General features: G+C 53.0%; 26 protein-coding genes. 17 read left to right on the forward strand and 9 right to left on the reverse strand.

Annotated elements, in window-relative coordinates; translation table 11 throughout:
* Nucleotides 1-22: 22 nt before the first annotated feature.
* Complete coding sequence (locus G163CM_RS04075) at nucleotides 23-550, reverse strand: YebB family permuted papain-like enzyme (RefSeq protein ID WP_231828329.1); 528 nt, start codon at nucleotides 548-550, stop codon at nucleotides 23-25.
* On the opposite strand from G163CM_RS04075, the gene G163CM_RS04080 reads away from it, so the two are divergent.
* The 6 genes from G163CM_RS04080 to ruvB all read left to right on the forward strand — a co-directional run bounded on the left by G163CM_RS04080 (nucleotide 458) and on the right by ruvB (nucleotide 5,602).
* Complete coding sequence (locus G163CM_RS04080; RefSeq protein WP_231828421.1) at nucleotides 458-1,507, forward strand: hypothetical protein; 1,050 nt, start codon at nucleotides 458-460, stop codon at nucleotides 1,505-1,507. The genes G163CM_RS04075 and G163CM_RS04080 overlap by 93 nt on opposite strands.
* Nucleotides 1,504-2,232, forward strand: a complete 729-nt coding sequence (locus tag G163CM_RS04085) for a hypothetical protein (protein WP_231827007.1) — start codon at nucleotides 1,504-1,506, stop codon at nucleotides 2,230-2,232. Before G163CM_RS04080 ends, G163CM_RS04085 begins: the two co-directional genes overlap by 4 nt.
* Nucleotides 2,233-2,257: 25 nt before the next feature.
* Nucleotides 2,258-2,932: a hypothetical protein gene (locus G163CM_RS04090; protein ID WP_231827008.1), complete on the forward strand. Its 675-nt coding sequence runs from the start codon at nucleotides 2,258-2,260 to the stop codon at nucleotides 2,930-2,932.
* 53 nt (nucleotides 2,933-2,985) lie between these two features.
* Entirely contained in the window at nucleotides 2,986-3,750 is a 765-nt protein-coding gene (locus G163CM_RS04095) for a hypothetical protein (protein ID WP_231827009.1), read from the forward strand.
* Between the two features lie 221 nt (nucleotides 3,751-3,971).
* Nucleotides 3,972-4,583, forward strand: a complete 612-nt coding sequence (gene ruvA, locus G163CM_RS04100; protein ID WP_015964026.1) for a Holliday junction branch migration protein RuvA — start codon at nucleotides 3,972-3,974, stop codon at nucleotides 4,581-4,583.
* Nucleotides 4,584-4,591: 8 nt separating this feature from the next.
* Nucleotides 4,592-5,602: a Holliday junction branch migration DNA helicase RuvB gene (gene ruvB / locus G163CM_RS04105; protein WP_015964027.1), complete on the forward strand. Its 1,011-nt coding sequence runs from the start codon at nucleotides 4,592-4,594 to the stop codon at nucleotides 5,600-5,602.
* 98 nt (nucleotides 5,603-5,700) lie between these two features.
* On the opposite strand, the gene znuB is transcribed toward ruvB, so the two are convergent.
* Together znuB and znuC are read right to left on the reverse strand one after the other, a co-directional pair.
* Complete coding sequence (gene znuB, locus G163CM_RS04110; RefSeq protein WP_231827010.1) at nucleotides 5,701-6,486, reverse strand: zinc ABC transporter permease subunit ZnuB; 786 nt, start codon at nucleotides 6,484-6,486, stop codon at nucleotides 5,701-5,703.
* A complete protein-coding gene (gene znuC, locus G163CM_RS04115; protein ID WP_015964029.1) occupies nucleotides 6,483-7,238 on the reverse strand; it encodes a zinc ABC transporter ATP-binding protein ZnuC in 756 nt (251 codons plus the stop codon). Before znuC ends, znuB begins: the two co-directional genes overlap by 4 nt.
* 77 nt (nucleotides 7,239-7,315) lie before the next feature.
* Between znuC and znuA the strand changes: the two genes are divergently transcribed.
* From znuA to lpxM, 3 genes are all read left to right on the forward strand, one after another.
* Complete coding sequence (gene znuA, locus G163CM_RS04120; protein WP_231827011.1) at nucleotides 7,316-8,272, forward strand: zinc ABC transporter substrate-binding protein ZnuA; 957 nt, start codon at nucleotides 7,316-7,318, stop codon at nucleotides 8,270-8,272.
* 15 nt (nucleotides 8,273-8,287) lie between these two features.
* Nucleotides 8,288-9,598, forward strand: coding sequence for a murein DD-endopeptidase MepM (gene mepM, locus G163CM_RS04125; RefSeq protein ID WP_231827012.1), 1,311 nt, complete (start codon nucleotides 8,288-8,290; stop codon nucleotides 9,596-9,598).
* Nucleotides 9,599-9,729: 131 nt separating this feature from the next.
* Complete coding sequence (gene lpxM, locus G163CM_RS04130; RefSeq protein ID WP_231827013.1) at nucleotides 9,730-10,698, forward strand: lauroyl-Kdo(2)-lipid IV(A) myristoyltransferase; 969 nt, start codon at nucleotides 9,730-9,732, stop codon at nucleotides 10,696-10,698.
* Nucleotides 10,699-10,867: 169 nt separating this feature from the next.
* Here the strand turns inward: lpxM and pyk are convergent, their stop codons facing one another.
* Complete coding sequence (pyk, locus tag G163CM_RS04135) at nucleotides 10,868-12,310, reverse strand: pyruvate kinase (RefSeq protein ID WP_015964035.1); 1,443 nt, start codon at nucleotides 12,308-12,310, stop codon at nucleotides 10,868-10,870.
* A gap of 120 nt (nucleotides 12,311-12,430) precedes the next feature.
* Nucleotides 12,431-13,300: a MurR/RpiR family transcriptional regulator gene (locus G163CM_RS04140; protein WP_113857102.1), complete on the reverse strand. Its 870-nt coding sequence runs from the start codon at nucleotides 13,298-13,300 to the stop codon at nucleotides 12,431-12,433.
* Between the two features lie 346 nt (nucleotides 13,301-13,646).
* Here G163CM_RS04140 and zwf point away from each other — a divergent pair, with 346 nt between their 5' ends.
* The 3 genes from zwf to G163CM_RS04155 all read left to right on the forward strand — a co-directional run bounded on the left by zwf (nucleotide 13,647) and on the right by G163CM_RS04155 (nucleotide 17,845).
* On the forward strand, nucleotides 13,647-15,122 hold the full coding sequence (zwf, locus tag G163CM_RS04145) for a glucose-6-phosphate dehydrogenase (RefSeq protein WP_015964037.1): 1,476 nt from the start codon (nucleotides 13,647-13,649) through the stop codon (nucleotides 15,120-15,122).
* A 232-nt stretch (nucleotides 15,123-15,354) separates the two neighbouring features.
* Nucleotides 15,355-17,166 (forward strand): phosphogluconate dehydratase, encoded by a 1,812-nt coding sequence (gene edd, locus G163CM_RS04150; RefSeq protein ID WP_231827014.1) that lies wholly within the window; start codon nucleotides 15,355-15,357, stop codon nucleotides 17,164-17,166.
* A gap of 37 nt (nucleotides 17,167-17,203) precedes the next feature.
* Complete coding sequence (locus G163CM_RS04155; RefSeq protein ID WP_015964039.1) at nucleotides 17,204-17,845, forward strand: bifunctional 4-hydroxy-2-oxoglutarate aldolase/2-dehydro-3-deoxy-phosphogluconate aldolase; 642 nt, start codon at nucleotides 17,204-17,206, stop codon at nucleotides 17,843-17,845.
* Between the two features lie 72 nt (nucleotides 17,846-17,917).
* On the opposite strand, the gene purT is transcribed toward G163CM_RS04155, so the two are convergent.
* Nucleotides 17,918-19,096: a formate-dependent phosphoribosylglycinamide formyltransferase gene (gene purT, locus G163CM_RS04160; protein ID WP_231827015.1), complete on the reverse strand. Its 1,179-nt coding sequence runs from the start codon at nucleotides 19,094-19,096 to the stop codon at nucleotides 17,918-17,920.
* A gap of 180 nt (nucleotides 19,097-19,276) precedes the next feature.
* Here purT and G163CM_RS04165 point away from each other — a divergent pair, with 180 nt between their 5' ends.
* Together G163CM_RS04165 and ptrB are read left to right on the forward strand one after the other, a co-directional pair.
* Nucleotides 19,277-19,918: a tellurite resistance TerB family protein gene (locus G163CM_RS04165; protein WP_015964041.1), complete on the forward strand. Its 642-nt coding sequence runs from the start codon at nucleotides 19,277-19,279 to the stop codon at nucleotides 19,916-19,918.
* Nucleotides 19,919-20,000: 82 nt separating this feature from the next.
* On the forward strand, nucleotides 20,001-22,061 hold the full coding sequence (gene ptrB, locus G163CM_RS04170) for an oligopeptidase B (protein WP_231827016.1): 2,061 nt from the start codon (nucleotides 20,001-20,003) through the stop codon (nucleotides 22,059-22,061).
* 1 nt (nucleotide 22,062) lies between these two features.
* Here the strand turns inward: ptrB and exoX are convergent, their stop codons facing one another.
* From exoX to G163CM_RS04185, 3 genes are all read right to left on the reverse strand, one after another.
* Nucleotides 22,063-22,722: an exodeoxyribonuclease X gene (exoX, locus tag G163CM_RS04175; RefSeq protein ID WP_231827017.1), complete on the reverse strand. Its 660-nt coding sequence runs from the start codon at nucleotides 22,720-22,722 to the stop codon at nucleotides 22,063-22,065.
* A 23-nt stretch (nucleotides 22,723-22,745) separates the two neighbouring features.
* Complete coding sequence (locus G163CM_RS04180) at nucleotides 22,746-23,414, reverse strand: carbon-nitrogen hydrolase family protein (protein ID WP_231827018.1); 669 nt, start codon at nucleotides 23,412-23,414, stop codon at nucleotides 22,746-22,748.
* Nucleotides 23,415-23,512: 98 nt separating this feature from the next.
* Nucleotides 23,513-23,743 carry a DNA polymerase III subunit theta gene (locus tag G163CM_RS04185; protein WP_015964045.1) on the reverse strand — a complete coding sequence of 77 codons (231 nt, stop codon included), beginning with the start codon at nucleotides 23,741-23,743 and terminating at the stop codon, nucleotides 23,513-23,515.
* Between the two features lie 137 nt (nucleotides 23,744-23,880).
* On the opposite strand from G163CM_RS04185, the gene yobA reads away from it, so the two are divergent.
* Genes yobA through G163CM_RS04200 form a run of 3 tightly spaced genes read left to right on the forward strand, consistent with a single transcriptional unit; the run spans nucleotide 23,881 to nucleotide 25,479 of the window.
* Nucleotides 23,881-24,255, forward strand: a complete 375-nt coding sequence (gene yobA / locus G163CM_RS04190) for a CopC domain-containing protein YobA (protein ID WP_231827019.1) — start codon at nucleotides 23,881-23,883, stop codon at nucleotides 24,253-24,255.
* A 1-nt stretch (nucleotide 24,256) separates the two neighbouring features.
* Nucleotides 24,257-25,126 (forward strand): copper homeostasis membrane protein CopD, encoded by an 870-nt coding sequence (gene copD, locus G163CM_RS04195; RefSeq protein ID WP_231827020.1) that lies wholly within the window; start codon nucleotides 24,257-24,259, stop codon nucleotides 25,124-25,126.
* Nucleotides 25,127-25,140: 14 nt separating this feature from the next.
* Complete coding sequence (locus tag G163CM_RS04200; RefSeq protein ID WP_231827021.1) at nucleotides 25,141-25,479, forward strand: YebY family protein; 339 nt, start codon at nucleotides 25,141-25,143, stop codon at nucleotides 25,477-25,479.
* The last annotated feature ends 443 nt before the right edge of the window (nucleotides 25,480-25,922 follow it).

Here is a 25,922-nt window from a genome sequence, read left to right on the forward strand (position 1 = left end):
AGGTAGCGAGCGCTTGCAGGCGTTAAACATTTCCGTAAATCAATTCCAGACTCGGATGATGCCACAAGCTGGCTGGTGTAACGGTTTTTCGCTCCCACGGAATTGAGCCCAGAAACCAGAACTTCCAGAAGGTGAGTTTGGCGTTCGGGTTGCTGTGCAGCAAATTCCCGAAGGTTTCTATTTCCCCCACCGGGATGCATAACGCTTCTTTATAAATATCGAAGACAAACTTCGAGCAGAACTGACGTGCGGAATCGTATTTAAAGCCGGTGTGGTAGAGCTTATGCAGCCGTCCTGGCACCTTTTCGACCAGCGCCAGTTTTTGTTCTGCGGTTAATCCTCCAGCCAGACGGCGGACGCCGTAGCGTTGGTCGGTCGAGCGTTCAATAAAGCGTGACAACGTTGTGATGGTGGAGAGCGGAACTCGACTTTCGGCGACCAGGTAATCTTCGCCGTCATGCCCGATGATAATCCCCACATGGTTGCTCCAGCATTGCGAAGCCGCAGAAATTTGCCCAAACAGGCGAGCACCGATGCAGGTGAAGACAATATCACCGGTTTCATATTTGGCTGGGTAATTTATTTTCACTATATCAATCCATTATTTATATATGAACCAGGAACTTTCTTTCATGCGGATAAAGAATTAGCATTGTATAAAGACAATGACAAGGCAAGTTTTATGCGGTTATTAATTAAAGTGATATTTGTTGTTGTAGTGAGCCATTGTATGAATGTATGCGCTAATGACAATGTTATTCGTTATCCCTATCGCTATGGACGCGTTTCTTTAAATGATAAAGGGGAAATTGTTCCACAAATCATTCATATAAGTGATGACATCTACGGCGTAGATGAAGTTGGTACGAGTATCAACAATGCGAGAATGGCGCAAAGTGGAGTAACCATGAGGCTTGGCGTCATACAGCAAGGTCGCGTGGTGAATGCCGTTCTGGATTTTTATAATCGCAATAATCAACCAGCTTATATATTTAAAGGTGGATTGCTGCCCTGCAACGCTGCATTTAATGTTTCAACGTGTAATATTGTCCTTGATGGGATGTGTGGAATTTTTGATGGTGTCGATGGCTGGCAACTTATTCCGCCGGGTGGGCATTATAAGAAATCGTTTTCACTGACTCAGGCTTTTGAATTCTTACAAGGGAAACATCATTATAAAATTAACACAAGAAGTTTTTCCATCAGAGTGGGGAATGATATTTTTGCAAGAGAGGCGGCTGAAAGAATACTTTTTGATTTGATTAACTGGCGATATGGCTACGCATTAAAAAGTTATGAAATGGTGTCAGAGGGGGATTTGCTGGCGGGGACTTATGCTCTGTCTGGCACTCAACCTGCTAACAGAGGTGATGAATATTTGATTTACTCAAACCAAATCTCGATTACTCTTGATGGTAGCGATTTAGAACATGCACAGGCGTATCAATGGCGAATTGAGAGTGGACTTACTCCGAAAAAATTTAACGTGCAGGGAGTGCATGAATGAAACATATTGGGTGGGTGATCGCTCTGCTTCTTCTGGCGAGTAAAACAACGCTCGCTGCTGCTGTTGAAAAAGTAGAGGATACGTGCCAGGTATATGATAAGTATGCCAGCACAGTAAAAAATGGCGGTGCTAGTGATGAGCAGAAGTTGATGCAGCTTACGAGACATATGTACGGCTATCATGATGAGTATGCATCAGCGTGTGAAAATTTCGAAAATGATAAACATGAATATCAACAGCGAATCTTTGCCTATACTCAGAATCACTTTCTGGTCACACCCTCTCTGGTTGTGGAGTGTACAACTATTACTGGTGACGATACCTGCGACGGCGATCGCGATTGGACGGACCGAGCATTTCTCTATATGGAATTCCCCAATGTTAAAACGCCTCGCCGCCCGACGTCACTAAAATCTGATGCGCTGAGTTTGCCTTACAGCAAAAGTTATATTTCGGATATGGAAGGCTTTGTTTCTTTTGCTAACTACCAATACAGACTGACTGCGGTGTATTACTATTATGGCCCAGGTCAATACAATGGCGGCAGAATGCAGCACGTGAAGTTGTCGCCTGGCGTACGGAATGGAAATACAATGACAATAAACGGAATCAGGATAAAAGAATTAGGTACCATAACGTGTCATAGTGGTGATTCCTGTAGCTGGCTTACTGCTATTTATCAAAGGGATAACAATCACTACCTCAAAGCGATTTGGTATTATTGATTTCTGAATAGTGAGATGTTCACGGATGAGAAGAATAGCAGAATGTAGCGGTATAATTATCCTCTTTCTTTTGGTTCAGGCTGTTATTGCCGGTTTTTACTCAATTTTTAGCGATCTCCCCGAAGCAAATGCCGTCGCTTTTCTCATTATGCCGGGCACGATATCACTGCTTTATCTGCTATTGCCCTTAGATCCATTACGCTGGACGTGTATGGTGACATCCATTTTTCTTACGGTTATCGCCAACCAATGGCATTTGGTCGATGGAAATAAGGAATGGGTGTTTGTGGCACAATGTATGCTATTCATCTTTTGTCTGGCGTTCTCGGGGACTAGGCATAAAAAAGGATATCTTTTGCTTGCTTCACTTCTGTTCGTGGGCTGCGCTGCGGGTGTACTCTGGCAAACATGGCTTGAACGAGAGTTTCATCAGGCGAATGTGTGTATTGTAAATGATGGTGGAGGGTGTGGAGCAAGCGGGCGGTGTTTTCAATACGATTCAGCGAAACAATGCGATACGAATGCAATTATTTGGGATTCTCTTTTTGATTCAGAAGAATATGTGAATATCTGGTTTAGCTACTCGAACAGCATACCTATTGTGAATTTTGAAGGGAAGTATAATAAATCAGCACAGTATATGCTTTGTGATAAGTCCCTACACAAGGTCGATGAATTCGGCGAAATAGCATGCAACTAACCTTGACGTATAACGAGTGTTCACGTTTATCCTAAATGTAATGGAGGCATCATTTGAACATTGATAACCATCAAATACTGCTTCCTTTTATATATTCCACGTTGCTGTTCTTTGCTTGCTGGATTGTTGTGATCCACTATCATCGTTATACAAAACTGATTGCACTTTTTTATGCGTTTTTACTGATGTATACCGTCTATGCCGTCGCGATGGAATATCACTATCACCGTACTAGCCTCCCCATGCTGGCAACGGTTTCCGCAGTACACTCCATCAGCAGCGTGGAGCGTCGTATGACCGACACTTGTCATTATCTCAGGGGCGGTAGAGTAGATTGCTCCACGTTATATGACTATGATCTTACCTGGCGGGTTAACGACAAAACCTGGGTTTACCACGCCGAGGACAAACGAGTGGAACCGAATGGTGCCATGTGCGTGAATGTCGTTAAAGATAAACCCGCTATTGGCAAACCCTGCGAAAATATTTTTTTTAACGTGAGCCATTTACCGGTGCTGATAGCGATTTGGGCGATAAGCGCTTTTATTTTTTTAGTAGTCATCGGATATCAACTGAAGATGCGTCGCATGTCGCCGCATCCAACCCCTGGTCTTTATCGTATTTACACGATATCGGGTCAATTACTACTGGAAACGAAGAGTTGGCAAGAGGCAATGCCGTTTATTTCCGGGAAATACCTGCTGCCTTCAACCAGAAAAACGGTTGAAGAGATTATTATCGATGGAAAAAAGAAAAAGGTAGGTTGTGTGAGTTATTATGTTCGGCCCAGAAAGGGGCGCAAGAAAATTGGTCTATAAATAATTGTTTAACCTTCCAACAAAATTTAGGTAGCAAGACACTCTTCTCAATGCAACATCTTACTAACGCAATCCTTCGCCAGAAAGGGCAGGTATGGGGTGCCCGTCAGCGCTATAATGCGCGCCAGAAAGACATTTTTAATGTTATCCCCGCTGGATATCTATCCAGCATTTTTTTATGATACACCTTTGTATCAGAGCCATTAACGCAGGAGCGTCATGTGATAGGCAGACTCAGAGGCATCATCATTGAAAAACAACCCCCGTTAGTACTGCTGGAAACGGGCGGCGTCGGCTATGAAGTGCATATGCCGATGACCTGCTTTTATGAGCTGCCGGAAGCGGGGCAAGAAGCCATCATCTTCACCCATTTTGTGGTGCGCGAAGATGCACAGTTGCTTTACGGCTTTAACAACAAACAGGAACGTACCCTGTTTAAAGAGTTGATTAAAACTAACGGCGTGGGCCCGAAACTGGCGCTGGCGATCCTCTCCGGCATGTCGGCGCAGCAGTTCGTCAATGCCGTTGAACGCGAAGAACTTGGCGCACTGGTGAAACTGCCGGGTATTGGTAAAAAAACCGCCGAGCGTTTGATTGTCGAAATGAAAGACCGCTTCAAGGGCCTGCACGGCGACCTGTTTACCCCGGCTGCCGATCTGGTGCTCACCTCTCCGGCAGGCCCGGCGACGGACGATGCCGAGCAGGAAGCGGTTGCCGCGCTGGTGGCGCTGGGCTATAAACCTCAGGAAGCCAGCCGGATGATCAGTAAAATTGCGCGTCCGGATGCCAATAGCGAAACATTGATCCGCGAAGCGTTACGCGCTGCGCTGTGAGGTAGAGGATGATTGAAGCAGACCGCCTGATTAGTGCTGAAAGCACGTTGCCGGAAGATATAGTAGACCGTGCCATCAGGCCAAAATTGCTGGAAGAGTATATTGGTCAGCCGCAGGTGCGATCGCAGATGGAGATTTTCATCCAGGCTGCGAAACTGCGTGGCGATGCACTCGACCACCTGCTGATTTTCGGCCCTCCGGGGCTGGGTAAAACCACGCTTGCCAATATTGTCGCCAATGAAATGGGCGTGAATTTGCGTACTACGTCTGGCCCGGTGCTGGAGAAAGCGGGCGACCTGGCGGCGATGCTCACCAACCTCGAACCGCATGATGTGCTGTTTATCGATGAAATCCATCGACTGTCACCGGTGGTGGAAGAGGTGCTCTATCCGGCGATGGAGGATTATCAGCTCGACATTATGATTGGCGAAGGCCCGGCCGCACGCTCGATCAAAATCGATCTGCCGCCGTTTACCCTGATTGGCGCGACCACGCGTGCGGGTTCGTTAACCTCGCCGCTGCGTGACCGTTTCGGTATCGTTCAGCGTCTTGAGTTTTATCAGGTGCCTGACCTGCAACATATCGTTGGCCGTAGCGCCCGCTATATGGGGCTGGAGATGAGCGACGAAGGCGCGCTGGAAGTCGCTCGCCGCGCGCGTGGTACCCCACGTATCGCCAACCGCCTGTTGCGCCGCGTTCGCGATTTCGCGGAAGTGAAGCATGATGGCTCCATCTCAGCGGAGATCGCCGCGCAGGCGCTGGATATGCTTAACGTCGATGCGGAAGGGTTTGATTACATGGACCGCAAATTGCTGCTGGCCGTTATCGATAAATTCTTCGGCGGCCCGGTGGGGTTAGATAACCTGGCGGCGGCGATTGGTGAAGAGCGGGAAACCATTGAAGATGTGCTGGAGCCCTACCTGATTCAGCAGGGCTTCCTGCAACGTACGCCGCGTGGACGTATGGCGACGGTGCGTGCATGGAATCACTTCGGCATTACACCGCCTGAAATGCCCTGAGAACCGTGTCGGATGGCGATGCTCACGCATCTTATCCGGCCTACCAAACCGTATCCCCAGGCCGGATAAGGCGAAGCCGCATCCGGCATCTCAACGGCTCACTGAGCCTGCTTTTTCATCATACTGAAAATAAACAGCATCGCTGCACACAGAACGACTGACGGGCCAGCCGGTGTATCATAAAACGCCGAGAAGGTCAGGCCGCCGGTGACCGCAATCATCCCTACGCCAACGGCGATGCTCGCCATTTGCTCCGGTGTACGGGCAAAACGACGCGCCGTCGCGGCGGGAATAATCAGCAGCGAAGTAATGATTAGCGCACCTACAAACTTCATAGCCACGCCGATGGTTAATGCCGTCACCAGCATCAGCAGCAGTTTCACACGCTGCAACTTCACGCCGTCGACAAACGCCAGATCCGGGCTGATGGTCATCGACAGCAGGTTACGCCACTGCCAGAAGAGAATGGCCAGCACAATCACCACGCCAATCGCGATGGAAATCAGATCTTCAGGCGTCACCGCCAACAGATCGCCAAACAGATACGCCATCAGGTCAACGCGGATATTCGACATCAGGCTGACCACCACCAGACCCAGCGACAGCGCACTGTGCGCCATAATCCCCAGCAAGGTATCGACCGCAAGGTGAGGGCGTTTTTCCAGCCATACCAGCCCGCCGGCTAAAAAGAGCGTAACCGCGATAACCGCATAGAAAGGATTAACATCCAGCAGCAGGCCAAACGCCACGCCCAGTAATGAGGCATGGGCCAGGGTATCGCCGAAATAGGACATGCGACGCCAGACCACAAACGAACCCAGTGGGCCAGCGGCGCACGCCAGCATCATCCCGGCCAGCCAGCCGGGCAGTAACAATTCAATCATGAGTGACCATTTCCCCGACGCAAAACAATACGACCCTGTAAATCGTGGCGATGGTTATGCTGATGGCGGTAGATGCCGAGCTGCTCAGCGCCGCGCGGGCCGAACATTGAGATAAATTCCGGGTGCATTGACACCACGTCCGGCGTGCCGGAACAGCAGATGTGATGATTCAGGCATAAAACTTCGTCCGTTTTAGCCATCACCAGGTGCAGATCATGCGAAACCATTAATACCGCGCAGTCCAGTTCCTGACGCAGCTGGTTAATCAGATCGTACAGCGCGACCTGCCCGTTAACGTCGACGCCCTGCGTCGGTTCGTCCAGCACCAGCAGTTGCGGGCTGTTCAACAGCGCGCGTGCCAGCAGGACGCGTTGCGTCTCGCCGCCAGAGAGTTTCTGCATGGGCGCGTTAAGCAAATGACCGGCCTGCACGCGTTTCAGCGCCGGAAGGATATCCGCTTTTTTGGTCGCCGGGTGCAGGCGTAAGAAACGCTCCACCGTCAGCGGCAGCGTGGCATCGAGGTGTAATTTCTGCGGCACATAGCCAATGCGCAGTTTGCCCTCGCGCTTGATCACGCCTTCATTGGGTGCTACCAGGCCTAAAACCACGCGTACCAGCGTGGATTTACCCGCGCCGTTCGGCCCGAGTAACGTCAAAATGCGTCCTGGCTTGAGGGCCAGCGAAATGTCAGACAACACGCGGCGCTGGCCGAATGAGACCGAAACATTTTCCAGTGTTACAAGATTCGTCATAGCAATTAGGGGTTGCACAAGTGAGTGAATGTTATAATATCACATTCCACTTATTCATTACGATTATCAGACGCATTATGTTACAGAAAAATACGCTTCTTTTCGCTGCTTTATCGATTGCGTTTAGCGGTGCCGCCGTTCAGCGCGCTGACGCGGCTGTTGTCGCCTCACTGAAACCACTTGGATTTATCGCTTCAGCTATCACCGATGGCGTCACCGAGACGCAGGTTTTATTGCCGGACGGTGCGTCTGAACATGATTATTCGTTACGTCCATCTGATGTAAAACGCTTACAGAACGCGGACTTAGTCGTATGGATTGGGCCGGAAATGGAAGCTTTCATGAATAAGTCAGCACAAAGCATTTCTGACAAAAATAAAGTCACCGTTGCCCAGCTTGACGGCGTGAAACCGTTGCTCATGAAAGGGGGAGATGATGATGACCATGACCATGAAGGTGACCACGATCACGCAGGCCATGAGAGTGAAAAAGGTGACGCACATCACCATCACGGTGACTACAACATGCATCTGTGGCTCTCGCCAGAGATAGCGCGGCTGTCAGCGGTTGCAATCCATGACAAATTAGTGGAACTTATGCCGCAGAGTCGAGCCAAACTCGACGCCAACCTGAAGGATTTTGAGGCACAGTTAGCCACAGCCGATAAAGAGGTTGGTAACGAGCTGGCACCGCTGAAAGGGAAGGGGTATTTCGTTTTTCATGACGCCTATGGCTACTATGAAAAACAGTACGGTTTAACGCCACTTGGCCACTTTACCGTAAACCCTGAAATCCAACCCGGTGCGCAGCGTTTACATCAAATCAGAACACAGTTGGTTGAGCAAAAAGCAACCTGCGTTTTTGCTGAGCCACAGTTCAGGCCAGCGGTCGTTGAAGCGGTGGCCAGGGGAACTTCTGTGCGTATGGGCACGTTAGATCCTCTGGGTACAAACATTCAATTGAGCAAAGAGAGTTACGCGACGTTTCTTCGTCAACTCGCGAACCAATATTCGAGCTGCCTGAAGGGAGATTAATGAGGAAGTGAATACGTGCAACAGATAGCCCGCTCTGTCGCCCTGGCGTTTAACAATTTGCCGCGACCCCACCGCGTTATGCTGGGGTCGTTGACAGTCCTGACTTTAGCGGTCGCCGTATGGCGACCATACGTTTATCACCCAACATCCAGCCCGATTGTGCGCACCATCGAGCTGGAACAGAAAGAAATCCGTTCCCTGTTGCCGGAAGCGAGCGAGCCTATCGACCAGGCAGCACAGGAAGATGAAGCAATCCCACAGGATGAGCTGGACGAGAAAACCGATAACCAGCATGAGTATGTTGTCTCCACAGGCGACACCCTCAGCAGCATCCTCAATCAGTATGGTATTGATATGGGTGATATCAGTCGTCTTGCGGCGGCGGATAAAGACCTGCGTAATATGAAAATCGGCCAACAGCTCTCCTGGACGCTGACGGCGGATGGCGATTTACAACAGCTCACCTGGGAAATGTCCCGTCGCGAAACCCGTACCTACGACCGTGTGGCTAACGGCTTTAAAATGAGCGCTGAAACGCAACAGGGCGAGTGGGTGAACAGCCTGCTGAAAGGCACCGTTGGCGGCAGCTTTGTGACCAGCGCGCGCAATGCTGGCCTTACCAGCACAGAAGTCAGTGCGGTAATCAAAGCGATGCAGTGGCAGATGGATTTCCGTAAGCTGAAAAAAGATGATGAATTCGCCGTACTGATGTCGCGCGAAATGCTGGATGGCAAGCGCGAGCAGAGCCAACTTGTTGGCGTGCGTATCCGTTCCGAAGGTAAAGATTACTACGCGATCCGCTCCGAAGACGGTAAGTATTACGACCGTAACGGTACCGGGCTGGCAAAAGGGTTCTTGCGTTTCCCAACCGCGCGTCAGTTCCGCGTCTCCTCTAACTTTAACCCGCGTCGCCTGAACCCGGTTACCGGCCGTGTCGCGCCGCACCGTGGCGTAGACTTCGCAATGCCGCAAGGCACGCCAGTACTGGCGGTGGGTGATGGTGAAGTGGTCATGGCGAAGCGTAGCGGTGCGGCAGGTTACTATGTAGCGATCCGTCATGGTCGTACCTACACCACCCGTTACATGCACCTGCGTAAAATCCTCGTGAAACCAGGGCAAAAAATCAAACGTGGCGACCGTATCGCGCTTTCCGGGAATACCGGGCGTTCTACCGGCCCGCACCTGCACTATGAAGTGTGGATCAACCAGCAGGCAGTCAACCCGCTGACGGCGAAACTTCCGCGCACGGAAGGCCTGACCGGCTCCGATCGTACGGATTACCTGGCACAGGTTAAGCTGGTCCTTCCGCAGCTACGTTTTGATTAATTTCGCTTAATTTATATGCAATTAAAGCCGGTGTACTCAGTGTCACCGGCTTTTTCTTTTGTGTGAACCAGAGCGCCTCGCTACACTATCGGTAATCGTTTCGCACCAGAAGCGCTCTTCATGGAATAAGCATGGAAACAAACAAAAAAAACAGTGAATACATTCCTGAATTCGAGAAAGACTTTCGCCGCCCACAGTACTGGGGTGCGTGGCTGGGTGTATTCGCCTTTGCGGGAGCCGCTTGTTTACCCGCGAAAGTACGCGACCCGCTCTTAGGCTCTTTAGGCCGTCTGGCCGGACGTTTAGGTAAAAGCGCTCGCCGCCGCGCACAAATCAACCTGCGCTACTGCTTCCCGGACAAAAGCGATGCAGAAGTCGAGTCTATCATTGATGGTATGTATACCACTGCCCCGCAGGCGATGGCGATGATGGCTGAACTGGCGATTCGCGGGCCAGAGAAAATTCTGCCGCGCGTCGACTGGCAGGGCAAAGAGATCATCGACGAAATGCACGAGAAGGGCGAGAACGTCATTTTCCTCGTGCCGCACGGTTGGGGTGTGGATATCCCGGCAATGCTGATGGCGTCGCAGGGGCAGAAAATGGCCGCCATGTTCCACAATCAGGGCAATAAAGTATTCGATTACGTGTGGAATACCGTACGTCGTCGTTTTGGTGGTCGCCTGCATGCGCGTAACGATGGCATTAAGCCGTTTATCCAATCCGTGCGTCAGGGCTACTGGGGCTACTATCTGCCGGATCAGGATCACGGCCCGGAGCACAGCGAGTTCGTCGATTTCTTCGCCACCTATAAAGCCACGCTTCCGGCGATTGGTCGTCTGATGAAGGTGTGCCGTGCGCGCGTTGTGCCGCTGTTCCCGGTCTATGATGGCAAAACGCATCGTTTAACCATTCTGGTACGCCCGCCGATGGACGATCTGTTGGAAGCAGACGATCACACCATTGCGCGTCGAATGAATGAAGAGGTGGAGATTTTTGTCGGCCCACATCCGGAACAGTACACCTGGATCCTGAAGCTGCTGAAAACGCGTAAGCCTGGCGATATTAAGCCGTATAAACCGAGCGAGCGATATCCGGAGTAAGTGCTTTATGTGCCCGGCGGCGCTGCGCTTACCAGGCCTACATGATTTGAGTAGAGCGAAGTCTGGTAGGCCTGATAAGCGAAGCGCCATCAGGCAAATTACAGCCAGCTCGTTGCCAAAAAAAGGCCTCTTCCTGTGAAGAGGCCTTTGTTCTGATAAAAGATAATTTTTATTCGACTGTCAAAATACGTGTGGTGTTGGTGGAACCCACGGTATCCATCACATCACCCTGCGTCACAATTACCAGGTCGCCGGCAACCAGATAGCCTTTGTCGCGCAGCAGATTAACGGCTTCATGGGCCGCCGCAACGCCGTCGCTTTCGCTATCGAAATGAACCGGGGTCACGCCGCGATACAGCGCGGTCAGGTTCAGGGTGCGCTCATGACGCGACATGGCGAAAATCGGCAGACCGGAGGTGATACGTGAAGTCATCAGCGCGGTACGGCCAGACTCGGTCATGGTGATGATGGCGCTAACGCCTTTCAGGTGGTTTGCCGCGTACATCGCAGACATCGCAATCGCTTCTTCCACGTTATCGAACTGCACGTCCAGACGGTGTTTAGAGACGTTGATGCTTGGGATTTTTTCCGCACCCAGGCATACGCGCGCCATCGCCGCGACGGTTTCAGACGGATACTGGCCAGCGGCGGTTTCCGCTGACAGCATCACCGCATCGGTACCATCCAGCACGGCGTTCGCCACGTCCATGACTTCCGCACGGGTTGGCATTGGGTTGGTGATCATCGATTCCATCATCTGGGTTGCAGTGATCACTGCACGGTTCAACTGACGTGCGCGACGAATCAGCGCTTTCTGAATACCTACCAGCTCCGGGTCGCCGATTTCAACACCCAGGTCGCCACGCGCAACCATCACCACGTCAGATGCCAGAATGATGTCATCCATCGCGTCCTGGCTGCATACGGCTTCCGCACGTTCAACTTTCGCCACGATTTTCGCATCGCAGCCTGCTTCGCGCGCCAGGCGACGAGCGTAGTTCAGGTCTTCGCCACAGCGCGGGAAGGAGACCGCCAGATAGTCGACAGCAATTTTTGCCGCCGTCACGATATCTGCTTTGTCTTTCTCGGTCAGAGCTTCAGCAGAGAGGCCGCCGCCCAGTTTGTTAATACCTTTGTTGTTGGAAAGCGGGCCGCCGACGGTCACTTCGGTGAACACTTTCATGCCCTGAACTTCCAGCACTTTCAGCTGTACGCGACCATCGTCGAGCAGCAGAATATCGCCCGGGACCACATCCGCAGGCAGACCTTTATAGTCGATACCGACTTTTTCTTTATCGCCTTCACCTTTACCCAGGTTGGCGTCGAGCAGGAATTTATCGCCAATATTGAGGAAAACTTTGCCTTCTTTGAAGGTAGATACACGGATTTTTGGACCCTGGAGATCGCCTAAAATAGCTACATGACGACCGAGTTTTGCCGCGATTTCGCGTACTTTATCTGCGCGAAGTTTATGATCTTCCGGCGTGCCGTGAGAGAAGTTCATTCGTACAACGTTGGCACCTGCGGCAATCACTTTCTCAAGATTATTGTCGCGGTCAGTGGCTGGCCCTAACGTGGTAACGATTTTGGTTCTGCGAAGCCTTCTGGACATGTAATACTCCGTTAACTTAAACAACCAGGTGTTGCGTGAACATGGATTCGGCACCTTTAAGGTAGCACCGCTTGGGCAGTGATAACGCCGAATGTCTAATCAATAGTGCTGTAACGATTTTTAATGGTTATCGCTGTGTGTCATACGTTCTTTATCAAACCGCGATTCCTTTAACGCTTCTTTGACTCGCTTCAAGTTATCCCTGAATTTCGCGCCCCGGCGCAGCGTAAAACCGGTAGCCAGCACGTCAATCACCGTCAACTGTGCCAGCCTGGAAACCATGGGCATATAAACGTCGGTGTCTTCGGGAACGTCGAGCGTAATGGCAAGGGTGGCTTCGCGCGCGAGCGGCGTGTTGGCCGACGTCAGCGCAATCACCATGGCATCGTTCTCACGCGCCAGCTGTGCCAGTTCCACCAGGCTTTTGGTTCTGCCGGTGTGTGATATCAGCACCACGACGTCATCTTCGCTGCAATTCATACAGCTCATCCGTTGCAGGACGATGTCATCGGAATAGACCACCGGCACGTTGAAGCGGAAGAATTTGTTCATGGCGTCGTGGGCGACAGCGGCGGAAGAGCCCAATCCGAAGAAGGCGATACGTTTGGCCTGGGTAAGCAGATCAACCGCCCGGTTTACCGCCGACATCTCCAGCGACTGGCGGACGTGGGCCAGGCTTGCCATCGCCGACTCAAATATTTTCCCTGTGTATGCTTCTACGCTGTCATCTTCATCCACATTACGATTAACATACGGTGTACCGTTGGCCAGGCTTTGGGCAAGATGAAGCTTAAAATCGGGGAAGCCGCGCGTTTCCAGGCTGCGGCAAAAACGGTTAACCGTTGGCTCGCTGACCTCGGCTTCCAGTGCCAGCGCCGCGATACTCGAATGGATAGCCTGCTCTGGCGCGGCAAGGATCACCTCCGCCACTTTACGTTCGGATTTGCTAAGGTTTTCCAGTTGCGACTGAATTTTTTCCAGCATGTTCATCGTGATGGGGCGCTCATTGATTGAAACGATTCCATTAATGGGTGAAATCTGCAGGCGTTTTAGCAAGAATATACCCCTCAAGGTTGATGAAAGGGGACAAACACCAGCAAAAAATGTTGTTTTTTTTCATTACATGATCAACGTCGAATTTTTGCATTCCCGAGCAGGGCGAAAGAACGAACAAAATTAGCGCTTTGCCCAGGCGTTAAGCCGCAGATATTTCCATTTGTGCGGTCAAAGGCGGTAAAAGGTTTCGGTAAGTTAGTAAACACAGTACAGTGCGGTGTAATAAAATTACAACTGTAGCCTGGCATAAGAACCAGGAAATACAACTGAGGAGAATGACATGGCGGTAACGCAAACGGCCCAGGCATGCGATCTGGTCATTTTCGGCGCGAAAGGTGACCTGGCGCGTCGTAAATTGTTGCCTTCCCTGTATCAGCTTGAAAAAGCCGGTCAGATCAATCCGGAGACCCGTATTATTGGGGTAGGACGAGCGGATTGGGACAAAGAGGCGTACACCAAAGTGGTGCGCGAGGCGCTCGAAACCTTCATGAAGGAGAAAATTGATGAAGGTTTGTGGGAGACCCTGAGCGGCCGCCTGGATTTCTGCAATCTGGATGTCAACGACACCAGCGCGTTTAGCCGCCTTGGCGCGATGCTGGATCAGAAAAACCGTGTCACCATCAACTACTTCGCGATGCCGCCAAATACGTTCGGCGCGATTTGCAAAGGTTTGGGTGAGGCGAAACTGAACGCCAAGCCTGCGCGCGTGGTGATGGAAAAACCGCTGGGCACCTCGCTTGCGACCTCTCGTGAAATCAACGACCAGGTGGGCGAGTACTTCGAAGAGTGCCAGGTTTACCGTATCGACCACTATCTGGGTAAAGAAACGGTTCTGAACCTGCTGGCGCTGCGTTTTGCCAACTCCCTGTTTGTTAATAACTGGGATAATCGCACTATCGATCACGTCGAAATCACCGTGGCAGAAGAAGTCGGTATCGAAGGCCGTTGGGGTTACTTCGACCAGGCCGGTCAGATGCGCGATATGATTCAGAACCACCTGCTGCAAATTCTGTGCATGATTGCGATGTCGCCGCCGTCCGATCTGACTGCCGACAGCATTCGCGATGCCAAAGTAAAAGTACTGAAATCCCTGCGTCGTATCGACCGTTCTAACGTGCGCGAAAAAACCGTGCGCGGTCAGTACACCTCAGGTTTTGCTCAGGGCAAAAAAGTGCCGGGCTACCTGGAAGAAGAAGGCGCCAACAAGCAGAGCAATACGGAAACCTTCGTCGCTATCCGCGTGGATATCGATAACTGGCGCTGGGCGGGCGTGCCGTTCTACCTGCGCACCGGTAAACGACTGCCGACCAAATGCTCTGAAGTGGTGGTGTACTTCAAAAACCCGGAACTCAATCTGTTTAAAGAGTCCTGGCAGGAGCTGCCGCAGAATAAACTGACGATTCGCTTGCAGCCAGATGAAGGTGTGGATATCCAGGTGCTGAACAAAGTGCCGGGTCTGGACCACAAACATAACCTGCAAATCACCAAGCTGGATCTGAGCTACTCCGAAACCTTCAATCAAACGCACCTGGCGGATGCTTACGAGCGCCTGCTGCTGGAAACCATGCGCGGAATTCAGGCGCTCTTCGTGCGTCGCGATGAGGTGGAAGAAGCGTGGAAGTGGGTCGACTCCATCACTGAAGCGTGGGCCGCCGATCAGGATCCGCCGAAACCATACCAGGCAGGCACCTGGGGGCCGGTGGCTTCCGTTGCGATGATCACCCGCGATGGCCGTTCCTGGAACGAGTTTGAGTAAGGAATGCCGGTAATCCCATTGGGGTATTTTACCGGTAACATGATCTAACACAGCATGTAGTGCTATTTTTACGCATTTAAGCCCCGGGTGGATTCACCCCCGGGGCTTTTTTTATTACACTATCTTCAGATGTTTGCCCCTAAGCTACAGAATACGGGGGTTTTGTGGCAGAAAATGCTAATCAAAACCTTATGTCGCTGGAGCCTGGACAGAAAAATTTTGAGGAGCTTTTATGAATCCTGTGTTGTTACGCGTAACAAATCGCATTATCGACCGCTCGCGCGATACCCGTTCTGCCTACCTTGAACGCATCAAGCGTGCGAAGACAGAAACCGTTCACCGCTCCCTGCTGGCCTGCGGTAACCTGGCGCACGGTTTTGCGGCTTGCGGCGCAGAGGATAAAGCCTCGCTGAAAAGCATGCTGCGTAACAATATTGCGATCATCACCTCCTATAACGACATGCTCTCCGCGCATCAGCCGTATGAGCACTATCCGGATATCATTCGTAAAGCCCTGCACAGCGTCAATGCTGTGGGTCAGGTTGCGGGTGGCGTACCGGCGATGTGCGATGGCGTCACGCAGGGCCAGGACGGGATGGAACTCTCCCTGCTGAGCCGTGAAGTGATCGCCATGTCGGCGGCAGTGGGCCTGTCTCACAATATGTTCGACGGCGCGCTGTACCTCGGCGTGTGCGATAAAATCGTCCCTGGGCTGGCGATGGCGGCGCTCTCTTTCGGCCACTTGCCGTCCGTATTCATTCCGTCAGGCCCGATGGCCAGCGGCCTGCCGAACAAAGAAAAAGTACGTATTCGTCAGCTGTATGCGGAAGGCAAAGTTGATCGCAACGCGCTGCTGGAATCCGAAGCCGCTTCTTACCATGCGCCAGGTACCTGTACGTTCTACGGCACCGCGAACACCAACCAAATGGTTATTGAATTCATGGGGATGCAGCTGCCAGGCTCTTCATTTGTTCACCCGGACGCGCCGCTGCGTCAAGAACTGACTGCGGCCGCCGCACGTCAGGTGACCCGCATGACCGGTAACGGCAACGAATGGATGCCGCTCGGTCAGATGATCGACGAAAAAGTGGTGGTCAACGGTATCGTTGCGCTGCTGGCAACCGGGGGCTCCACTAACCACACTATGCACCTGGTCGCCATGGCGCGTGCGGCGGGCATCATCATCAACTGGGATGACTTCTCTGAAATCTCCGACGTTGTGCCGCTGATGGCGCGTCTGTACCCGAACGGCCCGGCGGATATTAACCACTTCCAGGCTGCGGGCGGTGTGCCGGTGCTGGTGCGCGAACTGCTGAAAGGCGGCCTGCTGCACGAAGACGTAAATACCGTGGCGGGCTTCGGTCTGTCTCACTACACCATGGAACCGTGGCTGAATAACGGCAAGCTCGACTGGCGTGAAGGCGCGACTGCGTCTCTGGATGAAAACATCATCGCCTCCTTCGACAAACCGTTCTCCAGACATGGCGGCACAAAAGTGCTGAGCGGCAACCTTGGCCGCGCGGTGATGAAAACGTCTGCTGTGCCAGTCGAAAACCAGGTTATTGAAGCGCCAGCCGTGGTCTTTGAGAGCCAGCATGACGTTCTGCCAGCCTTCGAAGCGGGCCTGCTGGACAAAGATTGCGTGGTCGTTGTGCGCCATCAGGGACCAAAAGCGAACGGAATGCCAGAATTACATAAACTCATGCCGCCACTTGGTGTATTATTGGACCGCTGTTTCAAAATTGCGTTAGTCACCGATGGACGACTCTCTGGTGCATCAGGTAAAGTGCCGTCAGCAATTCATGTCACCCCGGAAGCATACGATGGTGGCTTGCTGGCAAAAGTACGTGACGGCGATATGATCCGTGTCAACGGGCAGACCGGCGAATTAACGCTGCTGGTCGATGAAGCCGAGCTGGCCGCACGTCAACCGCACATTCCTGACATGAGCGCCTCCCGTGTCGGTACTGGCCGCGAAATGTTCAGCGCGCTACGTGAGAAACTCTCCGGCGCAGAGCAGGGCGCAACCTGCATTACCTTTTAAGATGATACGTTTTTAGATCTGGCGAGAGAATAATCTGATGAAAAACTGGAAAACCACTGCAGAAGCAATCCTGACTACGGGTCCTGTTGTACCGGTAATCGTAGTGAACAAGCTGGAACACGCTGTGCCGATGGCAAAAGCGCTGGTTGCAGGCGGTGTACGCGTGCTGGAAGTGACCCTGCGTACCGCGTGCGCAATGGATGCTATCCGCGCTATCGCTAAAGAAGTGCCGGACGCTATCGTAGGTGCGGGTACCGTCACTAACCCGCAGCAGCTGAAAGAAGTCACCGAAGCAGGTGCGCAGTTCGCCATCAGCCCGGGCCTGACCGACTCTCTGCTGAAAGCGGCAACCGAAGGTACTATCCCGCTGATCCCGGGTATCAGCTCTGTTTCTGAACTGATGCTGGGTATGGATCACGGTCTGAAAGAGTTCAAATTCTTCCCGGCTGAAGCCAACGGCGGCGTGAAAGCGCTGCAGGCGATTGCAGGTCCGTTCTCTCAGGTTCGTTTCTGCCCAACCGGCGGTATCTCTCTGAAAAACTGCCGCGATTACCTGGCGCTGAAAAGCGTTCTGTGCGTTGGTGGTTCCTGGCTGGTTCCGGCTGATGCGCTGGAAGCAGGCGACTACGACCGCATCACCAAACTGGCTCGTGAAGCGGTAGAGACTGCAACGCTGTAAGTTCGAGATCATGCCGGGTGGCACTGCGTTTACCCGGCCTAAAACCAGAAGCGGGCCATCGGCCCGCTTTTTTTATCCCTTCACGATCACGGCGGCGGCGGCGGCTTTTGCCCGCTCGATGGCGTCATCAACCGAATCCGCTGTTGCCAGCGCCACGCCCATTCGACGCGTACCGTCAATTTCCGGTTTAGCAAACAGGCGAACCTGCAAACCCGCGCCCACTGCGCCATTGACGTTATCAAAGGTGACATTATGGCTCTGCATGCGCGGCAATATAACCGCCGAAGCGGACGGCCCATACTGACGAATCGCGCCAACCGGCAGGCCCAGAAATGCGCGGACGTGCAGGGCGAATTCGGAGAGGTCTTGTGAAATCAGCGTCACCATCCCGGTGTCATGCGGGCGCGGGGAAACCTCGCTGAAGATAACCTCATCGCCACAGACAAACAGTTCGACACCAAACAAGCCATGACCGCCCAGCGCCAGCACAACGTCCCGCGCGATAGCCTGCGCACGTTCCAGCGCGAGGGCGCTCATCTGCTGCGGCTGCCACGATTCGCGATAATCGCCATCTTCCTGGCGGTGACCGACCGGTGCGCAGAAGTGAACGCCATCGACCGCGCTCACCGTCAGCAGGGTGATTTCAAAATCGAAATTCACCACGCCTTCGACGATGACAAGGCCCGCGCCCGCACGGCCACCCTGCTGAGCATATTGCCAGGCATCGGCAAGCTGCGTTTCGCTGCGGATAAAGCTCTGGCCTTTGCCAGATGAGCTCATTACCGGTTTGATGATGCAGGGCAGGCCAATCTGCTGGACGGCATCACGGAACGCAGCTTCGCTGTCGGCAAAACGATATGCCGACGTGGGGAGCTTGAGTTCTTCGGCGGCCAGGCGACGAATGCCTTCGCGGTTCATGGTCAGTTGCGTGGCGCGTGCGCAGGGCACCACGTTCTGGCCCTGACGTTCCAGCTCAACCAGCATGTCAGTAGCGATGGCTTCAATTTCCGGCACGATGAAATGCGGTTTTTCCGCCTCGACCAGCGCTTTCAGCGCCTGACCATCCAGCATGTTAATGACGTGCGAGCGATGAGCGACGTGCATGGCAGGCGCATCGGCATAGCGATCGACAGCAATCACTTCAATTCCCAGTCGCTGACACTCAATGGCGACCTCTTTTCCGAGTTCGCCAGAACCTAATAGCATTACGCGCGTCGCCGCAGGACGCAGGGCTGTGCCTAGTAAAGTCATTACATCTTCCATCGTCTGTCAAAATTTCGTGCATTATAAACGAAAACGTTTGCGTCTGTCTTGCTGTCAGCGTTAACCCGGCGCTATCACCCTAAATTTGCGCATCTTTATGCGTAGCAGACATATCCTGACATCGGCTCGCCTACGCTGGATAACTGGCACAAATCTATCGGAGGTCATATGTCTGGCTGGCTTAATCAACTGCAATCGCTGCTGGGGCAAAAATCGGGTGAGGGGAAGAAAGATCTCAGCCAAATGCTGGTGCCTGGCGCACTGGGCGGGCTGGCGGGGTTGCTGGTCGCCAGTAAATCCTCGCGCAAAATGCTGGCGAAATACGGCACCGGGGCGCTGTTGGTCGGCGGCGGTGCGGTGGCTGGCAGCGTGTTGTGGAACAAATATAAAGATAAGTTAAAAGGTAACCCACAAACAGAACAGAAATACGGTGAACCCGCCGCGCCGCTGGATGTGCGTACGGAGCGGCTGATTCTGGCGTTGGTCTTTGCCGCGAAAAGCGACGGGCATATTGATGCCAAAGAGCAGGCGGCTATCGAACAGCAATTGCGCGAAGCCGGTGTTGAAGAGCAGGGGCGTGCGCTGATCGCCCAGGCTATCGAGCAGCCGCTCGATCCCCAACGTTTGGCGCGTGATGTGCATAACGAAGAAGAGGCTTTAGAGCTTTACTTTGTGAGTTGTGCGGCAATAGATATCGATCACTTTATGGAGCGCAGCTATCTGAATGCGCTGGGCGACGCGCTGAAGCTGCCGCCGGAAGTGCGAGAAGGCATCGAGCAGGATTTGCAGCAACAAAAACAGCAACTTTAAACGTCTTGTCACAGGTTTCGCTTGCATCGTCGTTTAATTTGTCCACCCTTATAGGGTGTAACTAATACAGAAGAACAATGACATGCCGCCAAAAGCGAAACGAATTCCTCACGCCATGACGCTTCATGGCGATACGCGTATCGATAACTATTTCTGGCTGCGCGACGATAATCGCGCAGATCCAGACGTTCTCGACTATCTGCATCAGGAAAATGATTACGGAAAAAGTGTGATGGATTCTCAGCGCGACCTTCAGGAGCGCGTGCTGAAGGAGATCATCGACCGTATTCCTCAGCGGGAAGAGTCCGCGCCCTATACCAAAAACGGTTATCGCTATCGCCAGGTGTATGAGCCGGGCTGCGAGTACGCGATATATCAGCGCCAGTCGGTGCAGAAGGGGGAGTGGGAACCCTGGGATCTGCTTCTCGACGCTAACCAGCGCGCCGCGCACAGCGAGTTTTATACCCTCGGTGGGCTGACGGTGTCACCGGACAACGATCTGCTGGCGATCACCGAAGATTATCTTTCGCGTCGCCAGTACGGCCTGCGTTTTTGCAATTTGCGTACCGGGAACTGGTATCCAGAAGTGCTGGAGAACGTCTCTCCCGGCATCGTCTGGGTCAATGATTCACAAACTCTCTATTATGTTCGTAAACACCCCACGACGCTTTTGCCGTGGCAGGTGTGGCGACATCGCATCGGTACGCCTGCGGCGCAGGATACGCTGGTGTATGAAGAGAAAGATGACACGTTCTACGTTAGCCTGCATAAAACGTCCTCGAAACACTATGTGGTGATTGCGCTCTCCAGCGCCACGACCAGCGAAATGCGGCTGCTCGATGCCGAGTTGCCGGATGCCGAACCGATCGTGTTCCTGCCGCGTCGAAAAGATCATGAATACAGCATCGATCACTTCCAGCATCATTTTTATATTCGCTCCAACCGTGAAGGGAAAAACTTCGGTCTTTACCGCAGTAACGTACGCGATGAGAAACAGTGGCAAACGCTGATTCCGGCACGCGATGATGTGATGCTTGAGAGCTTTACGCTCTTTACCGACTGGCTGGTGCTGGAGGAGCGTCAGCACGGCCTGACCAGCCTGCGGCAGATTAATCGCCATACCCATGAAGAGAGCGGGATCGCCTTTGATGACCCGGCCTATGTCACCTGGGTGGCCTATAACCCTGAGCCGGAAACGTCGCGGCTGCGCTATGGCTATTCGTCAATGACCACGCCGGACACACTGTTTGAGCTGGATATGGACACCGGTGAGCGTCGGGTGCTGAAACAGCAGGAAGTTAAAGGCTTCGACGGTTCACGTTATCAGAGCGAGCATCTGTGGATCACTGCACGCGACGGCGCAGAGGTTCCGGTATCGCTGGTATATCACCGCGAACATTTCCGCAAAGGAAAAAATCCGCTGCTGGTGTATGGCTACGGCTCTTACGGCGCCAGTATGGACGCCGATTTCAGCGGTAGCCGTCTGAGCCTGCTGGATCGCGGTTTTGTCTATGCTATCGCCCACGTTCGCGGCGGCGGCGAGTTGGGGCAGCAGTGGTATGAAGATGGCAAATTCCTCAAGAAGATGAACACCTTCAATGATTACCTGGATGTGACCGATGCGCTGCTGGCTCAGGGCTATGGTGATGCCAAACTGTGCTACGGCATGGGGGGCAGCGCGGGGGGGATGTTAATGGGAACCGCTATTAATCTGCGCCCTGAACTGTTCCATGGCGTGGTGGCGCAGGTGCCATTTGTTGATGTCGTCACGACGATGCTGGATGAGTCTATTCCGCTGACCACCGGGGAGTTTGAGGAGTGGGGAAATCCGCAGGATGAAACCTATTACCACTACATGAAGTCATACAGCCCCTACGACAATGTGCAGCCAATGGCGTATCCGCATCTGCTGGTGACCACCGGTCTGCATGATTCTCAGGTACAGTACTGGGAGCCCGCGAAATGGGTGGCTAAACTGCGCGAGCAGAAGGTGGATGATAACCTTCTGCTGCTGTGTACGGATATGGACTCCGGGCACGGTGGGAAGTCGGGGCGCTTCAAAAGTTATGAAGGCGTAGCGCTCGAATTCACGTTCCTGATTGCGCTGGCTCAGGGCACTTTACCCGGCAGAAGTGTCCGTTAAGTTATTCGCCCAAATAGTGCTTTAAGGTGAGGCGCAATTCCGGGCTCATTCGATCCAGGTTGTTGAACAACCAACGTAAATAACCTGGATCGTTTTCCGCCACTTCCGAAACCGCTTTGCCGCGGTATTTACCAAAGGTAAAGGTGCGCAGCAGCGCCGGGCGTCCGGTGACATCAACCATTTGCTCCGGCGACCAGCCAGAAACATCCATAATATTAATCAGTAATGCGGCGGTAATGTAGCAATCATACAATGCGCGGTGATGATGTAACCCCGGCGGCGTAGCGACGCTCAGTTTGCGCGATTTATACAGCGCCATGTTGCTGTATTTGATTCCGGGCCATAAGCGACGCGCCATCTTCATCGTGCAAATCCACTCGCCGTTCATTTCTGGCAGAACGCGACGGTCGAAACTGGCGTTGTGCGCGACATACCACGGGCTTCCCTGGTAAAACGGCAGCACCTCTTCAATCCACGGCTGATCGGCAACCATCTCTTCCGTAATGCGGTGAATCGCCATCGCCTGTGCGCTGATCGGGCGATCGGGGCGCACCAGGTGGCTCATTGGGTTGGTGATTTTCCCATCCACGACATCTACAGATGCTATCTCAACGACGCCCCCCTGAAGGTCGCAGGTTTCGGTATCGATCACGCGTAACATGGCTTACTCCCGGCCAAAAGAAGCTAGCGTAATGGAATGATGTCGCCTTGCCAACCCTGAGCGCTTTTTCTGCCGGTTACCAGCAGTTCACCCTGGTCCGCCCGGACGATCAGTTGCCCGGTTTCATCCCATAGTGCGCTGCCGCCGGAAAAGTTATCGCAGCTGTAGTTAGACTTAAGGACCGCGATGGCATGCTTTCGTGCAAACCATTGTAACCGCTGAGTATTCAGGCTCTGCTGTGATTCTGCGGTGCTGGTGAGCGTAGCCAGCAGCGACGCCTGTGGCGATAGATCGCAGCCATCGTTATTCAAATTGAACACACTGATATAGCGCGATTCCGGCGTCAGGCAGGTACCGTTGCCCTGCGCGCAGGTATACGGTTTCGCTGTGTCGGGGGAGAATATGGCCACGCCCTTACTGCGTTGACCGTTTTCCTCAACGGGTAAGCCAGCCACAATGGTTATCTGATGCTGGCGGGCCGCATCGGTGAGCGGTTGCAATTGGTCGATACCGGGAGGTGAGGGGAGCCCTGACTCACCCGTCAGGCCAGTCAGAGAGAGTTCAGGGAAAATTAATACCTTACATTCCAGTTTCGCCGCGGCGCGGATAAAACGGAGATGGTGAACAATATTTTCGGCGAGGCTGCCGTTTTGCGGCGCGAATTGCGCCGCTGCAATAGACCATGCCAGCATAGTTGCTTCCTTCAACAAGAGGTCAGTGGGTCGTTACTTCAGATTTTCCTAAGAAGTTTACACCGATTGCCGTAAGGAAGTGTAACAGTCCGTAAGGATTATTTTTGTTTCGGCTCGTAAGGCAAACGAGACAGGGAAACCGAGGCCAGACGATGAGCGATTAAACGCTCGCGGAACCAGTCGCGAAGGTGTTCCGGCTGTTCGCGTTCCACCACTTCGGCAACCACTGGCATGTTATAGCGTTCTTTAAAGGCGACGCCCGCTGCGGCAAGATCGACGTTCACTTTGTCCATCTCATCTTGAGGTAGTTTAGCCAGATTCGTATGCATCAGATTCTCTCCTTTCCAGGGGCGCAACGTTACTAAGAGTCTCGTAGAATGGCAAGCTTAATGGCGGCACATCTCGACTCAGGAATTATACAAGGTTATTCTTTCAGCTACATCCATAACAAAAGGGAATGAACAATATGGGATCCCACGTCGTTCGCACGCTCTGCGCTACGCTGTTTTTAACCTGCTCCCTCTCTGCCCCGGCTGTCTGGGCGCATGCCCACCTCAAACAACAGGTGCCTGCCGCGGAAAGTGAAGTTAGCCCCGCTCCGCAATCTATCACGCTGCATTTTTCTGAAGGCGTCGAATCGCGCTTCAGCGGCGTCACGGTGACTGGCGCAGATGATAAAAAAGTCGAAACGGGCAAAGCGGTACGCAGTGAAACCGATAAAACGCAACTGACGGTTCCGATCAATCAACCGTTGGCATCCGGGCTCTATACCGTTAACTGGCACGTTGTGTCAGTCGATGGGCATAAAACCCAGGGTCAGTACCAGTTTCGCGTGAAATAATATGCTGACGACGCTCTATGTTGGGCTGCGCTTCGTGCATTTTGCTGCGCTGATGGCGGTACTGGGATGCGCGCTTTATGGCGGCTGGTGGGCTCCAGCATCGCTGCGCCGTCTTTTCAGCCAGCGCTTTGCACCGCTGATTCATCTCTCGCTGCTGGCCTGCGCCGCATCGGCACTGTTGATGCTGATGGTGCAGGGCGGGTTGATGGGGGATGGCTGGCGCGACGTCTGGCAGCCTGAAGTCTGGCTGGCGGTGGCGGCGACGCAATTTGGCGGCGTCTGGCTGTGGCAAATCATTCTGGCGGGCGTGGCGCTAACCATCGGTTGGGTGAAACCGCGTCAGATGATGCGTTTACTGCTGCTCCTGACGGCGGCGCAGTTTATCCTGTTGGCAGGTACCGGGCATTCGGCAATGCGCGACGGGGCAATTGGCGCGCTACAGCGCGGGAACCATGGGCTGCATCTGCTGTTTGCGGCGGCCTGGCTTGGCGGCTTACTGCCGTTTCTATATTGTCTGAGACTGGCAAAAGGGCGCTGGCGGCAGGCGGCAATCTATACCATGATGCGTTTTTCACGGTACGGGCATCTCGCGGTGGCGGGTGTCGTGCTGACGGGAGTCATCAACGCATTATTGATTCAGAATGGCTGGCCATTGGATACGCCTTATAGCCGCATGCTGCTGGTAAAATGTGCGCTGGTCGCCATGATGGTGGTTATTGCGCTGGTGAACCGCTATGTTGTCGTGCCGCGAATGGTGTTGGCCGAGCCCGCTACGCAACGCTTTTTCCTGCGCACAACGCAGGTAGAACTTGTTCTTGGGGCACTGGTGCTGGCATGTGTCAGCCTGTTCCCCACCTGGGAACCTTTTTAAATAATGGCGAAGATATGAAAAAAATCGTTCTGACTCTTTTATTGTTAACGGCGGCGGGTCCCGCGCTGGCCGCTCCGCAAATTATCACCGTGAGCCGCTTTGAGGTGGGGAAAGATAAGTGGGCGTTTAATCGGGAAGAGGTGATGCTGACCTGTCGCCCGGGCAATGCGCTGTATGTCATTAACCCAAGCACGCTGGTTCAGTATCCGCTCAACAGCATCGCTGAAGAGCAGGTTAAGGCCGGGAAGACCACCGCGCAGCCGCTGAGCATCATACAAATTGATGATCCTGCGCGTCCGGGAGAGAAAATGAGCCTGGCGCCGTTTATCGAACGCGCCGAAAAGCTGTGCTGATTGTCAAAAATATCTAATTGATTCCAAATAAAAAACCGCCGCCATTCTGGGAATGTACGAGCGGTTTTTTTATGGTCTGCCGTTTTTTGACGCCGAAATTTTCTGACCGCTTTCGTCGCGGACTGGAAAACCTGGCACGGTCATCTATTCTTATAGTGCAAGGCGACTTAGCCTGCATTAATGCCAACTTTTAGCGCACGGCTCTCTCCCAAGAGCCATTTCCCTGGACCGAATACAGGAATCGTATTCGGTCTCTTTTTATCAGTCTGCTGCGACATCTGTGATGGTCAGCATCCTGAGCAAAGAGCCATACCTCCCGGTACGTCCTTTTTCTTTATATCATAGCGATTGTGTACTTAACAATTAATTTACATTTATTTTTTGATGCGGATATGTGTCGCTATGACCAGGTAAATTGCCAGCATTGCTCGGTGTTTCTGTAT

Origin of the sequence: Pseudocitrobacter corydidari (assembly GCF_021172065.1) — a bacterium.
Taxonomy (GTDB): Bacteria; Pseudomonadota; Gammaproteobacteria; order Enterobacterales; family Enterobacteriaceae; genus Pseudocitrobacter; species Pseudocitrobacter corydidari.